12 protein-coding genes are annotated in these 14,091 nt (G+C 31.9%); 3 read left to right on the top strand and 9 right to left on the bottom strand.

What is annotated here, in order from left to right; genetic code table 11:
* Positions 1-19 precede the first annotated feature (19 nt).
* The 3 genes from GXM21_RS04365 to GXM21_RS04355 form a co-directional block, all read right to left on the bottom strand.
* Positions 20-928, bottom strand: a complete 909-nt coding sequence (locus tag GXM21_RS04365) for an ABC transporter permease (protein ID WP_276324476.1) — start codon at positions 926-928, stop codon at positions 20-22.
* 2 nt (positions 929-930) lie between these two features.
* Positions 931-1,860: an ABC transporter permease gene (locus GXM21_RS04360; protein WP_008538339.1), complete on the bottom strand. Its 930-nt coding sequence runs from the start codon at positions 1,858-1,860 to the stop codon at positions 931-933.
* 175 nt (positions 1,861-2,035) lie between these two features.
* Positions 2,036-4,450 carry a glycyl radical protein gene (locus GXM21_RS04355; protein WP_008538341.1) on the bottom strand — a complete coding sequence of 805 codons (2,415 nt, stop codon included), beginning with the start codon at positions 4,448-4,450 and terminating at the stop codon, positions 2,036-2,038.
* Between the two features lie 208 nt (positions 4,451-4,658).
* Here GXM21_RS04355 and GXM21_RS04350 point away from each other — a divergent pair, with 208 nt between their 5' ends.
* From GXM21_RS04350 to GXM21_RS04340, 3 genes are all read left to right on the top strand, one after another.
* The gene (locus tag GXM21_RS04350; protein WP_008538342.1) at positions 4,659-5,573 is read left to right on the top strand and encodes a glycyl-radical enzyme activating protein; all 915 of its coding nucleotides are present in this window, start codon (positions 4,659-4,661) and stop codon (positions 5,571-5,573) included.
* Between the two features lie 67 nt (positions 5,574-5,640).
* A complete protein-coding gene (locus tag GXM21_RS04345; RefSeq protein WP_008538343.1) occupies positions 5,641-6,393 on the top strand; it encodes a DeoR/GlpR family DNA-binding transcription regulator in 753 nt (250 codons plus the stop codon).
* An 87-nt stretch (positions 6,394-6,480) separates the two neighbouring features.
* Entirely contained in the window at positions 6,481-6,885 is a 405-nt protein-coding gene (locus GXM21_RS04340; RefSeq protein WP_008538344.1) for a hypothetical protein, read from the top strand.
* A gap of 62 nt (positions 6,886-6,947) precedes the next feature.
* On the opposite strand, the gene GXM21_RS04335 is transcribed toward GXM21_RS04340, so the two are convergent.
* The 6 genes from GXM21_RS04335 to GXM21_RS04310 form a co-directional block, all read right to left on the bottom strand.
* Entirely contained in the window at positions 6,948-8,507 is a 1,560-nt protein-coding gene (locus GXM21_RS04335; protein ID WP_033405531.1) for a DEAD/DEAH box helicase, read from the bottom strand.
* Between the two features lie 82 nt (positions 8,508-8,589).
* A complete protein-coding gene (locus GXM21_RS04330) occupies positions 8,590-9,831 on the bottom strand; it encodes a competence/damage-inducible protein A (protein WP_008538346.1) in 1,242 nt (413 codons plus the stop codon).
* A gap of 26 nt (positions 9,832-9,857) precedes the next feature.
* Positions 9,858-11,198 (bottom strand): 30S ribosomal protein S12 methylthiotransferase RimO, encoded by a 1,341-nt coding sequence (rimO, locus tag GXM21_RS04325; RefSeq protein WP_008538347.1) that lies wholly within the window; start codon positions 11,196-11,198, stop codon positions 9,858-9,860.
* Between the two features lie 33 nt (positions 11,199-11,231).
* On the bottom strand, positions 11,232-12,275 hold the full coding sequence (locus GXM21_RS04320) for an ABC transporter substrate-binding protein (RefSeq protein ID WP_039881333.1): 1,044 nt from the start codon (positions 12,273-12,275) through the stop codon (positions 11,232-11,234).
* 78 nt (positions 12,276-12,353) lie between these two features.
* Complete coding sequence (gene ftsZ, locus GXM21_RS04315) at positions 12,354-13,397, bottom strand: cell division protein FtsZ (RefSeq protein WP_050900420.1); 1,044 nt, start codon at positions 13,395-13,397, stop codon at positions 12,354-12,356.
* Between the two features lie 347 nt (positions 13,398-13,744).
* Positions 13,745-14,086 (bottom strand): small basic family protein, encoded by a 342-nt coding sequence (locus tag GXM21_RS04310; protein WP_008538350.1) that lies wholly within the window; start codon positions 14,084-14,086, stop codon positions 13,745-13,747.
* Positions 14,087-14,091: the final 5 nt, after the last annotated feature.

The raw sequence follows: 14,091 nt of genomic DNA, 5'->3' as shown, positions 1-14,091 counted from the left end.
CACTCATTTCTTCACTATTTTAACGACGCATCTTAGGGTCTAAAACATCTCGCAGACCATCACCTAAAAAGTTAAAAGCCAACATAGTGACACTGATAGCTACTGCTGGAAAAAATAATTGAAAAGGATATGCACGTAAATTATTTACACCTTCTGACGCTAAAACGCCCCAACTAGCCATCGGTGCAGAAACTCCTAGTCCAATAAAACTCAAAAAAGCTTCTGTAAATATCGCATCAGGAATAGCTAATGTCATTGTTACAATAATTGCCCCCATGGCATTTGGCAATAAATGTCTAAATAAAATTCTTTTTTTCGATACACCTATTGTTTTGGCTGCCAAAATAAATTCTTGTTCCTTCATTGATAATATCTGACCACGCACAATTCTTGCCATTTGTAACCAATAACCAATACCTAAAGCAATAAAAATATTGATAAGCCCTGGCTTTAAAATTACCATCAATAAAATCACATATAATAAAGTCGGTACACTATATAAAATATCAACAATATTCATCATTATGCGGTCAATCTTGCCACCGCAAAAACCTGCTATTCCGCCATAGATTACACCAATAAAAAGATTTAATAAACTAGCCACTATACCAATAGCTAAAGAAATTCTCGCACCATATAACACGCGAATAAAAATATCTCTACCTAAATTATCCGTACCAAACCAATGCTCCCAACTAGGAGAACTATTCGTCATCATCAAATTCTGTTCATCATAAGTATGGCTAGAAAAAATAGGACCGAAAATAGCTACAACTATCAAACATACGATAATGATTAATCCCAGCAAAGCCATTTTATTTTTCTTTAACCTAATCCACGCATCTTGCCAATATCCCAAAGTTTCTTCTTTTTTTTGCACCTGCAAAATTTCTCGCTCTAAAGGCACAAATAAATCTTTATTTATCATCTTCATTCACCTTTTTCTTCACCGATTTTAATGCGTGGGTCTAATAACGGATAAAGTAAATCCACTACCATATTTAAAACAATTACAATCACACTATAAAAAATTGTTACACCTAAAATTACAGTATAATCTCGATTATAAATACTAGTTACAAAATATTGCCCCAATCCTGGTATCGCAAAAATAGTTTCAATGACAAAACTACCTGTCAAAATACTAGCTGTCATAGGGCCTAAATAAGTTACTACAGGAATTAATGAATTAGGCAAAGCGTGTTTTATCAAAACTTTGCTCCATGATAAACCTTTGGCTCTCGCTGTTTTTATATAATCTTGTGATAAAATATCCAGCATACTAGAACGCGTCAATCTAGCGATAAATGACATCGGCATTCCTGATAAAGCCAAAGCTGGCATGATTTCATATCGCCAACCATTCCACATAGCAGCTGGCAATAAATGCAATTTTGTCGATAATACATATATAAGTAATGCCGCCACAACAAAACTAGGCACAGCAACTCCTAAAGTCGTAAAAAAATTAACTGCCCTATCTTGCCATTTATCTTTTTTCACACCTGCTAATATTCCCGCTGGTATGCCGATGATAATTGCTATTAAAATTGCTTCTATACCCAATTTAAAAGATACTGGAAAACCGTCTTTGATGATATCATTTACACTACGACCTGGATATTTAAATGATGGTCCTAAATCACCTTGTACTAAATTGCATAAATAATCACCATACTGTTTATATAAAGGGTCATTTAATTTATATCTTTCTTCTATACTATGTAATACATATGGAGGCAAAGATTTTTCTGCCGTAAAAGGCCCTCCTGGTATAGCATGCATTAGAAAAAAAGTTATAGTTATAACTATCCATAAAACAATAAATGCATTAAAAATTCGCTTAATTATATATCCCATATCTCATCTAACCTCCAATATAGATTAAACTATATTATAAAATTTAATCATCTAAACTGCAAATTTATTATATCATCAAAATTCTATATCTATAAATTTATAAACAAAAAGACTCAAATCAGCATTTACACTAATTTGAGTCTTATATATATTTCAATAAAAATTCAATTTAAAATTATAAACATTGTTCAGTTCTACCGATGATATCATCTTGAGTTTTCTTAGATAAAACATTGAAAAAGGCACTATAACCTGCTACGCGTACGATTAAATCTTTATGTTTTTCTGGATATTTTTGTGCATCAATCAAAGTCTCTCTCGATACGATATTATATTGAACATGATATCCATGCAATCTATTGAAGAAAGCACGAATTAACATTTCTAATTTTTGTTTATTTTCTTCTGTAGAAAGCATTTGCGGTGTCATTTTTTGATTTAATAACACTCCACCAGTTATTTTTTCTGTTGGCAATTTAGCAACAGATTTAAATACAGCTGTTGGCCCATTTTTATCTGCATTATGTGCAGGGCTACAACCTTCTGCAAGTGGTTCATAAGCATTTCTTCCATCAGGTGTCGCCATTGTTCCCATACCTTGACCTACATTGGCACTGATTGAAGATGTACCACCATAGCGAATACCACCGATTGGGCCTCTATGATAACGAGTATTTGGATATTTTTTGATTTCATCTAAATAAGAATCATAAGCTTCAACTACAAGATTATCTACATAATCAATATCATTACCATATTTTGGCACTTCATCAATCAACATTGCCTGAATTTTTTTATTTTCATCAGATTGGAAATCATCTAAAATAGCATTCCAAAGTTGAATTGGTGTGATTTTCTTTTCTTCAAAAACTAATTTTTTAATTGCAGCTAAAGAGTCTGCCATATTGGCAATACCGACTTGAAGTCCAGATATGAAATCATATACTGCACCGCCTTCTTTGATAGTTTTTCCTCTACCAATACAATCATCAGTAAGTGCAGAACATAAAATATCTGGCACATCTCGCTCAGAAGCTTTATCAATAGCATTTTCGACAATAACACTATAACGAGTCATTTCACGTACAGTTTTATCCCATGCAGATAATAATTCTTCATAGCTCTTCATATCTTTGAAATAGCCATAGCCTTTAGTGAAGCGTTTTCCTGTAGTTAAATCCACACCATCATTCATAGCACAAAGAAGTACTCTTGGGAAATTTATATAAGACATACCAGTACAACGATAGCCCCATTTTCCTGGAACAGCAGTTTCTACACAACCAATAGCACTATAATTATAAGCGTCTTCTTCTTTTACACCCCAATTGATAAAAGATGGAATGATGATTTCATCATTATTTAAAGCAGGCATACCAAAGCCTAATTTCATAACTTCAATACAATCATCAAAGAATGCTTTATTGATATTTTTATGATAACGAACTGTTAAATTTGGCTGTGTAAGTCTAGTCTGCGCTACAGATTGCAATACCACAAAACTCAATTCATTAACAGCATCTTTTTTGTCTGGAGTTTGCCCACCGATAGTAACATTTTGATACATTGGTGAACCTGCTGAACTTAAAGTATGAGCTTGGGAACGCACTTTATTAATAGTTAAAGTTTTTATCCATAAACAAGTCAAAAGTTCTAAAGCTTCATCTTTGGTGATGACTTTTTCTTGAATATCTTTTATATAGTAAGGATACATATATTGGTCAAATCTGCCATAACTCAAGGAATGACCATTGGATTCAATCTGTAAAATCAATTGAATAAACCATACAGATTGCACTGCTTCATAAAAAGAAGTTGCTGGTTCATATGGAACTTTAGCACAAATTCTGCTTATCTCTAATAATTCAGCTTTTCGTTTACTATCTTTTTCTTTATCGGCTAATTCTTGAGCTAATTTACTATAACGTTGTGCAAATTGATGAACGGCTTCAATAACGATTAACACAGCTTTATAAAATATATTTTTATCAATACTATCTGGATCAGTAAGGTCAAGCTTTGCTTTTAAATCTTTTACTCTTTCTTCATAGCCTTTTAAACCAAAAGCTAAGATTTTTTCATAATTGACAGCTAAATGGGCATCTCCTGCATTTAATTTTCCTTCCATGCCAAAGACGCCAGTTTCCATAAATACGCTAACTTCTTCTGGTAAAAGAGCTTCTCCTCTAGCACGAAGATTATTATTTTCCCAAAATGGAGCTATATCTCTCAATTGCTGTTTTGTTTCTTCTGTGATATAAAAAACATCACCATCTCTTTTTTCAAAAAGGTCTAATTCGTTTAATACAAACTCCATAGTATATTCTGGAAAAATTGGGGCATTTTTATTTTTTGTAGCCTGATTACCTACAATCAAAGTTTTATCTTCAATATAAATGCTCATGTTTTCTAAAATTTTTTGTAGCATGAGTGCTCTTACCATTACACGTGGCTGATTTTGATTTTCTCTATATACTTGTGTAGCTAATACAGCTCTTTGAGCATCAATATATGGCTTTTCATCTAAAACTTCCTCACGAAAAGCTTTCATTCTATCAGTTAATGAGCCAAAATATGCTTTATTTTCCATAATCAATACCTCCAACAAGTATAAAAAATTATTTTAATTCGTAAATATTTTCAATTTCATCTATAATTAAAATAACTTATTTAAACTTATATGTCAATATTTTTTATCTTAATAAATAAATTTACTTTCAAATGAAAGTTTTGTAATTTATTTTTATTAAAGAAAATGATATAATTTATATAAAGTAAAATTAAGCGAGGAAGTTATCATGCGTAAAGCTAATTATATGCAAACAGGTGTAATTTTTAATATTCAAAAATTCAGTATAAATGATGGCCCTGGTATCCGCACTGTAGTTTTTTTCAAGGGTTGTCCTTTGCATTGTAAATGGTGTGCTAATCCCGAAAGTCAACTAGCTAAAATCCAAATTCTCTGGGATAAGAAAAAATGCCTTCATTGCCATCATTGCTTAGAAATTTGTCTACAAAAAGCTATTTCCTTAAAAAACGATAATATTTTTATCGATACTAATAAATGCACTCTATGCAAACAATGTATAAATACATGTCCGCAAAAAGCATTAACAAGTGAAGGAGAAATTAAAACTGTACAACAAGTTTTAGATATAGTGCTTCAAGATGAAGTCTTTTATGAAGAAAGTGATGGCGGTATCACTCTATCTGGCGGAGAATTTCTCATGCAAACTCAATTTGCCAAAGAATTATTAATCGCAGCTAAAGAAAAAAATCTACATACATGCTGTGAAACGACTGGCTTTTGCACTCCTGAAAAATTTCAGCACATCATACAATATATAGATTATATTTTATTTGATTTAAAACACTGGAATAGCCAAAAACATCTCGAAGGTACTGGCGTAGATAATAAATTGATTTTAACTAATATGAAATATGCCATCTCCACTGGCAAGAAAGTTCTTCCTAGAATTCCTGTAATACCAAAATTCAACGACTCTTTAGAAGACGCTAAAAGATTTTGTGAAGTTTTACATGATGTAGGTAGTAATCAATGTCAATTATTACCATTTCATCAATTTGGCGAAAATAAATATTATCTTTTAAATAAAAAATACGCTTATGAAAATCAACCTGCACTTCATTGTGAAGACTTACAAGAGTATTTGCAAATATTTTTAGATAATGATATCCATGCCTTTTTCTAATTTTTATAATCGTTTAAGCTTGTGTTATACTAATAGATAATATTTCTATTAAAGATTGGAGTCTATAATGAAAAATAGAGCAAATAAAATCTTAGAATTGCTTACACTCTCACCTGAAAATAAAATGGAAGTAACTGCACTTGCAGAAAAATTACAAGTCTCTCAAGTAACTATCCGCAAAGATTTAGATGCTTTAGAAAATAAAGGTATTATCAAACGAGAACATGGTATTGCTCTTTTATGTAGCACCGATGACATCAATGGCAGAATAGCTTATCATTATGAAGAAAAACGCAAAATCGCTCAAAAAGCTACCGAACTCATAAAAGATGGCGATACTATCATGATTGAAAATGGCAGTTGTTGTGCTCTTTTAGCTGAAAACTTAACCTTGTCTAAAAAAGATTTAACCATCATCACTAATAGTGCATTTATTGCCGACTATATTCGCGGTAAAGCTAATTTTCAAATCATTCTCCTCGGTGGAATTTATCAGCCTGATTCTCAAGTCATGGTAGGCCCTATGGTTCGCCAAGGTGCAGAGAATTTTTTTGTAAATTTCTTTTTCATTGGCACTGATGGCTATTCTTCAAAGATAGGTTTTACCAATAAAGACCAAATGAGAGCTCAAGCTGTGCGTGATATGGCTCTTCAGGCAGAACAAGTAATCGTTTTGACTGAAAGTGAAAAATTTTCTAAGCATAGCGTTGTTCCTTTAAATTTAAAAGATAGTGTAAAAATGGTAATAACAGATAATCATATTACAGATATCATCAAAGCTGAGCTAGAAAGTAAACATATTCAAGTTATAATTTCTTAAAATCTCTACTAAATTTAACAAAGACCAACCACCTTCAGATTATATGATATAATTAATTTATTATGATTATGAAGGTGGTTATTTTATATGGGACAAATTTCTATTAATTTAACTGATAATGATAAATTAACTCTAAAAAAAGAAGCTAAAAAACAAAAGAAATCCCTATCTGAATTTTGTCGTGAACGCATTTTAAATCCTCATAAACAGATACCTTCTGAAAAATCTACTGATTTTATCCACAGTGCAGATATAGATAAGAAATTAACAACATTAAATAAAAATCTTATAGTTTTATTCAATGAAATAAAAGTACTTCAACAAAATCAATTAGAAATGCGCAAACAAGTTTATTATAATTCCTCTTATCTTTATTTCCTAACTCATGAATTATTTGCAGATAATCCAGAAATCGCTCATAAAATTGATGAAAAAATAAAAAACTTAAATTTCAATTATGATAATTCTTCAACAGACAAAAATATAAAATAAAACAAAAATAGCATTATCCCTAAAGATAATGCTATTTTTATTATTAAATGATCTATTTATTTTTATTTGCCTTTTGCAGGTTCGATATTTAATTTATAGCCTTTAATAGTATTTCTGTGCATTACAGATATTACTTTTTCAGCTATATCTTTTGGCACTTCCACAAAAGTAAATTTGTCATAAATATTGATTACACCAATTATGCTACCTGGAATATCAACTTCTGAAGCAAATGTGCGCACGATATCTTGTGGACGAATACCTTGTTTACGACCAATATTTAAGAATAAACGTACCATACCAGGTGCTCCACCTGTGTTTTCAAAACGTTCATCTAAAACTTTATCGTCTTTTTCTTTCACGCCTTCAATAGAAAGTTGTAACGCTGCTGCTGCGATATCTACATAATCAAAACCTTCATTAGCGATATCAGAAATAATTAAATGATAATCTGCATACGTATTATTATTTAATGTTTTTAACAAACGTTCTTTGATTGCTTCTCTTTGACGTTCAATAACATCAGCAGGTGTTGGAAGTTCTCCTCGTATCATGCGAGATTTTGTCATGCGTTCAATTAATTTTAATTGACGATATTCTTTTGGTTCAATGAATGTAACAGCGATACCTGTACGACCAGCACGACCAGTACGACCGATACGATGTACATAAGATTCATGGTCTTGTGGAATATCAAAATTGATTACATGGCTGATATCATCTATATCAATACCACGAGCAGCCACATCTGTTGCAATTAAAATTTCAAGTTTTCCTTCACGGAAACGACGCATAACACGGTCGCGCTGTGCTTGGCTCATATCACCATGTAAGCTACCAGCCATATAACCACGAACTTGTAGTGAAGCTTGAAGGTCATCAACATTTTTCTTTGTACGGCAGAAAATAATATATTTACCGCTATCTTCTATATCAAGTACACGACAAAGACCTTCGAATTTATCACGAGTTTCAAAATATAATTGGTCAACTGATGGCACTGTAAGTTGTTCACGACTAATCATTACTTTTTGCGGATTATGCATATAGCTACGCGCTAATTTTTCAATTGGTGCTGGCATTGTAGCAGAGAATAATAAAGTCTGACGATTTTCACCTTGTGCCACATTTGACATGATTTCTTCAATATCTTCAATAAAGCCCATATCGAGCATTTCATCAGCTTCATCTAAAATGAGCATTTTTACATGGTCAAGTTTTATAGTATTGCGACGAATATGGTCGATGAGTCTACCTGGAGTACCTACTACTACTTTAACCCCAAAGCGAAGAGCTCTAATTTGACGATCTATCATTTGACCGCCATATACAGGTAAAGTTTTTACGCGTTTGTATTTACCAATTTTATTAAATTCTTCTGCAATCTGAATAGCAAGCTCACGTGTTGGAGTCAATACTAAAGCTTGAATGTATTTATTTTTTTCATCAATTTGTTCAATAGTTGGAATACCAAACGCTGCTGTTTTGCCTGTACCAGTTTGGGCTTGTCCTATAACATCATGACCTTCTAACGCTAAAGGTATAGTCTGTGCTTGAATTGGAGATGGTTCTTCAAATCCCATATCACGAACAGCATTTAATACCTTTTTACTTAATTGCATATCTTCAAATTTAATAATTTTTTCTTCCAAAAAATAGTCCTCCTATTTACTTTATTTCTTCATATCAAAGAAATATAATCCATTATTTATTCTTAATATATTGTCTTATCATTTCTAATGCTTGCTGAGTAGAGCGATATCTTACACGTGCTCTATCACCAGAAAAAATATTTTCTTTTACTACTATATTATCTTTACCAGCTACAGCAATATAAACTAAACCTACAGGCTTTTTATCTGTTCCTCCAGTAGGGCCTGCTATACCAGTTATGCCTACACCAATATCAGAACCTACGACTTTTCTTACACCTTCAGCCATTTGTTTAGCTACTTCTGGTGATACTGCACCCTTTGTATCTAAAATTTCTTTATCTACATCAAGAAATTTCATCTTAGCTTCATTGCTATAAGTTACAATACTGCCTTTAATATACATAGAACTTCCTGAAATAGATGTCAATCTACTAGCTAGCATTCCACCAGTACAGGATTCAGCACAAGCTACAGTCAAGCAATTATCTTTCAATAATTTAGCTACAACTTCTTCCATATTCTCATCATCAACAGCATAAATATATTCACCAACGCGAGCTTTTACTTGAGCTTCTACTACTTCAATCATTTTTTCTGCTTCACTATGAGTTGATGCTTTAGCTGTAATGCGAATAATTACGCCTTCTGGTCGAATGAGTAATGCTAAAGTTGGATTAGATTGTGCTAAAATCAAATCTTTTATCTTTGTTTCTAATAAAGACTCACCTATACCACAAGTGTTTAATACTTTAGATACAATCACATGTTTAAAGCCAAATTTTCTTTGTAAAAATGGCTTTAAACTACGTTCAAACATATCTTTCATTTCACTTGGTGGACCTGGTAAATTAATTAAATATTTACCATTATTTTCTAAGACAACACCAGAAGCTATGCCATTATAATTTAAAAATACTTCAGCACCTTCTGGAAGTGTTACTTGACGTAAATTATTTTCAGTCCAGACAACATGTCTTTGAGCAAAATGTTCGTCCATGCGTCGTTTACTTTCAGCATGGATTTTTAATTTACGTCCAAAAATTTCTGCTGACACTTCTTTTGTTATATCGCCCTGTGTTGGTCCCAAACCACCAGAAGTTATGACAATATCTGCTCTAGATAATGCATGCTCTAACACTGCTTTCATGCGATCATGATTATCACCAACAGTTGTTTGATATACTACATCAAAACCTAATTCATTAAGACGAGCTGACATATAAGCTACATTTGTATTGATTACTTGACCTAATAACAATTCACTACCTGTAGTTACGATTTCTACTATCATCTAAAACTCATCTCCAATTAAATTATTTACGCGTCTACGCGTTCACCCACTACATCATAATCAAAGCCTTGTAAAATTCTAACTTTAACAATATCGCCTGGCTGACTGATATCATCACCTTCGATAAATACTTGACCATCTACATCTGGAGCTTCACGATAAGAACGACCATATGCCATATGTTGTTCATCATCGCGACCTTCAATCAACACATCAAGAACTTTACCTTCCATCTCAATATTGATAGTTTCAGAAATTTTACTTTGAAGACTCATTAAATCATGATAGCGTTCCTGCATGATATTTTCATCAACTTGATTTGGCATATCATAAGCAGGTGTTCCTTCTTCACGAGAATAAGAGAAAATACCTACTTTATCAAAACGTTGTTTTTCTACAAAATTGCGAAGTGTAGTATATTGAGAATCTGTTTCTCCAGGGAAACCAACAATAAAGCTAGAACGAATTACAACACCTGGAATACGTTCACGCAATTTAGCTAATAAGGCTTCTACACTTTCTTTTGTATCACTGCGACGCATACGTTTTAATACATCATTATGAGCATGTTGTAATGGTAAATCTACATAATTACAGATTTTATCTTCACTAGCAATCAAATCGATTAATTCATCTGTAAATGTATGTGGATAAGCGTATTGTATACGCAACCATTTTACTTTCTCAATTTTAACTAATTCTTTTAATAATTCCACTAAAGATGGTTTTCCATAGATATCTCTACCATAATAAGTTGTATCTTGCGCAATAATATTAAATTCTTTTACACCTTTTTCAGCTAAAGCTTCAACTTCCTGCTTAATATCCTCAATAGTACGGCTGCGATAATTACCACGTACATATGGAATAGCACAATATGCGCAACGATGATTACAACCTTCGGCAATTTTAATATATGCACTATAAAATGGAGTAGTAAAAATACGTGGTGTTGAAGCAGTGTAAATTTCTTTAGATTCACCTGTAATCAATACACGTTTTCTTTCTTGAATAGTAGCTTCAACAGCTTCCATAATACGGCTCCATGCACCAGTGCCAACGATAGCATCTACTTCTGGAAATTCTTCTAATAATTCCTGACCATAACGCTGACCCATACAACCAGCAATAATCAAAGAACGACATTTTCCTTTGCCTTCTTGTTTATATTCTGCCATATTCAAAATAGTTGTGATAGATTCTTCTTTAGCAGATTGAATAAAAGTACATGTATTTACAATTAAAATATCTGCCTTTGCTGGTTCAGCTGTGATCTCAATATTATTTTTGGCTAAAATACCTAGCATAACTTCTGTATCTACTAGGTTTTTAGAACAACCTAAACTTATAAAACCGGCTTTTAACATAATTTCTCCTCCTGAGTTTAAACTCCAATTACTTTAATTTTTTAAACGCACATTTGTTACCCATTCATCTAAAATAGCTTTTTTGGCATTTTCATCAAAAATATTATTCTTTTCTAAAAATCTTATATTTTTCCCTGCAAATTCTTTATAAGTTAAAGATGTGTAATTTGTTGGTACATAATAATAACGATTTTTTTGTAAGCTGATTTGAATATCATCACTTAATAACCATTTGATAAAATTATTTGCCTCTACTTGTTGATTACTATCTTTAACAATGCCTACAGCTGTCAATTGGTATGCAGTTCCGTCTTTTGGATAAATGATGCTTATAGGATAATTATCATTTATATATCGCAACGTTTCACTTTGTACTGCTATAGCAACATCAGCCTCTCCCATACCAACCATACGCACTGGAGTGGATAAATATTTAGCATAACGCACTACTTTAGCATGAATTTGTTGCATCAACAACATAGTATTATCTATATTTTTATCTTGACTTAACGAATACAATACATTTGCAGCAGCTGAAGCCACCATAAAATCTGTCATAGCTATTTTTATATTATTATTCTGTGCTAAATCATTCCAAGTCAAAGGAATTTGCCAATTATTTTTCACATAATCTAAATTATAACAAAAAACAATAGGGTCATACCATACACCAATCCAAGAATTATTATTATCTTTAAATCGCTCTTTTACAATATCTTCTTCTTCAGATATATTGCTTGTCAATGCATTTAAACTTTTTAATTCTTCTAAAACTGTTGAATCTGCTAAGACCATATCAACATCTTTTATATTATTATGTTGAAAATTATTTATTAAATCCTCTTTTGCTATAGGAATAAAATTAACTTGAATATTAGCATCTTTTTGATATTCACTAGCAATAATCGAAGCCATCTCTACAGGAATTGTAGTATATACTGTTAAAGTTTTAGTTACAGGTATAAATTTATTGGCTTGTTCTTTTTTGCCAACACTTTGTGTTGTATAAAGTAAAGTCGCTAATACCATAAATACAATACATAACCCAATTATCAATAAAGGTATATATCGTCGCATACTTTCACTTCCTGTTGAAATTATTTCTTTGTTGAGCAAAAAACAGGCAATCAATGTCATGATTGCCTGTTAATAACCTTATTTACTACTATGTCTCATCCATGGTGGAAGATCTGGGAAGCCCATTCCCACTTCTTCTACTGCTGGCTGTTTTGGTACTGAAGGAAATTCAGGTACACCTTCATCAGCATTTTCGTCAAATCCTGTAGCTATAACAGTTATTCTTACAGTATCATCAAGAGTTTCATCTATTGCTGTACCAAAAATAATATTTGCATCTTCATGAGCAGCTTCAGAGATAATTCTTGAAGCTTCATTTACTTGTGCTAAGCCTAAATTTGGACCACCAGTAATATTATATAACACACCTTTTGCGCCCTGAATGGAAGTTTCTAACAATGGGCTATTTACTGCAATTTTAGCTGCATCAATAGCTGCATTATCACCTTGACCTTCACCTATACCCATGAGTGCAGAACCTGCGTTACTCATAATTGTTTTTACATCAGCAAAGTCAAGATTGATAAGACCTGGAACAGCAATCAAGTCGGAAATACCTTGTACACCTTGACGAAGAACATCGTCTGCTATACGGAAAGCGTCTACCATTGAAGTTTTCTTATCAATAATATCCAACAATCTATCATTTGGAATTGTAATCAAAGTATCTACATTTGCTTTTAAATTTGCAATACCAGCTTCTGCTTGTTTCAAACGTTTTTTACCTTCAAAAGTAAATGGTCTAGTAACTACACCTACAGTAAGAGCGCCAACTTCTCTAGCACATTCAGCTACAATTGGAGCACCACCTGTACCTGTACCACCGCCCATACCAGCAGTTACGAAAATCATATCTGCACCTTGTAATGCTTTTATGATATCATCGCGATTTTCTTGAGCAGCTTTTTCGCCAATCTCTGGTCTAGCACCCGCACCTAAACCACGAGTTAATTTTTCACCAATCTGCATGCGATTTTGTGCCATAGCATGTACTAATGCTTGTGCATCCGTATTTATCGCAATAAATTCTACTCCCTTTAAACCAGAAGCAATCATTCTATTTACGGCATTATTACCGCCACCACCAACACCAACTACTTTTATTTTCGCAATCGGCTCCATTTCTTGTTCCTGATCAAACTCAAACACCACTGTAACCCCCAGTTCTCTATTCTCATAAGCTTTTTTTAATTTTAAATTAGTTCTACTAAAATTTTATATTTACAATCCTGTAATTTTATGTGTTAATTATTCTTTCAATTTCTTATAAAATTAAAAAATATTACACTTAATAACTAATTATATAACAAAAAACATGTTTAGCCAATATCTTATTTGTTATTTTGTCAATAATCGCTTTATTAAAACCTTACCAATATATTCTAATATATAATAAAAAAGCTCTCAATACAACAGTTTAATAGCTTAAGTATTTTATTTAACTATTATCTTGTATCAAGAGACTTATTTCATTTAGTAAATATATATGTTTTAACTACATCTAAATCCTGTAATAATTTAAAACCTAATGCTAATAAAATTACATAATATAAATCTAATCCTAAACTATCTCCAATAAACACAAATAATACAGCAATAATTACATTTGCAAAAAAAGTTATAATAAAAATATTGCCTTTAAATTTATCTCTCATTATTAATTTAATAGCACTACAAACAGATTCTATCCCAGCTAATATAGCCACTGAAAATAATTTATTATATTCTGTAGGAATAACAACTGGCACTATGTATCCTATACTGCCACCTAATAAACCTGCTATCACACATAAAATAACTACATTTTTCATAAAAA

The organism is Megamonas funiformis (assembly GCF_010669225.1).
Classification (GTDB): domain Bacteria; phylum Bacillota; class Negativicutes; order Selenomonadales; family Selenomonadaceae; genus Megamonas; species Megamonas funiformis.
The sequence above is the reverse complement of the archived record's forward strand: the minus strand, read 5'-3'. Positions and strand labels throughout refer to the sequence as shown.

Coding starts and splice junctions, on each gene's coding strand:
- GXM21_RS04365 (WP_276324476.1), bottom strand. CDS start 928: ATGATAAATAAAGATTTATTTGTGCCTTTAGAGCGAGAAATTTTGCAG.
- GXM21_RS04360 (WP_008538339.1), bottom strand. CDS start 1,860: ATGGGATATATAATTAAGCGAATTTTTAATGCATTTATTGTTTTATGG.
- GXM21_RS04355 (WP_008538341.1), bottom strand. CDS start 4,450: ATGGAAAATAAAGCATATTTTGGCTCATTAACTGATAGAATGAAAGCT.
- GXM21_RS04350 (WP_008538342.1), top strand. CDS start 4,659: ATGCGTAAAGCTAATTATATGCAAACAGGTGTAATTTTTAATATTCAA.
- GXM21_RS04345 (WP_008538343.1), top strand. CDS start 5,641: ATGAAAAATAGAGCAAATAAAATCTTAGAATTGCTTACACTCTCACCT.
- GXM21_RS04340 (WP_008538344.1), top strand. CDS start 6,481: ATGGGACAAATTTCTATTAATTTAACTGATAATGATAAATTAACTCTA.
- GXM21_RS04335 (WP_033405531.1), bottom strand. CDS start 8,507: ATGCAATTAAGTAAAAAGGTATTAAATGCTGTTCGTGATATGGGATTT.
- GXM21_RS04330 (WP_008538346.1), bottom strand. CDS start 9,831: ATGATAGTAGAAATCGTAACTACAGGTAGTGAATTGTTATTAGGTCAA.
- rimO (WP_008538347.1), bottom strand. CDS start 11,198: ATGTTAAAAGCCGGTTTTATAAGTTTAGGTTGTTCTAAAAACCTAGTA.
- GXM21_RS04320 (WP_039881333.1), bottom strand. CDS start 12,275: ATGCGACGATATATACCTTTATTGATAATTGGGTTATGTATTGTATTT.
- ftsZ (WP_050900420.1), bottom strand. CDS start 13,397: ATGGAGCCGATTGCGAAAATAAAAGTAGTTGGTGTTGGTGGTGGCGGT.
- GXM21_RS04310 (WP_008538350.1), bottom strand. CDS start 14,086: ATGAAAAATGTAGTTATTTTATGTGTGATAGCAGGTTTATTAGGTGGC.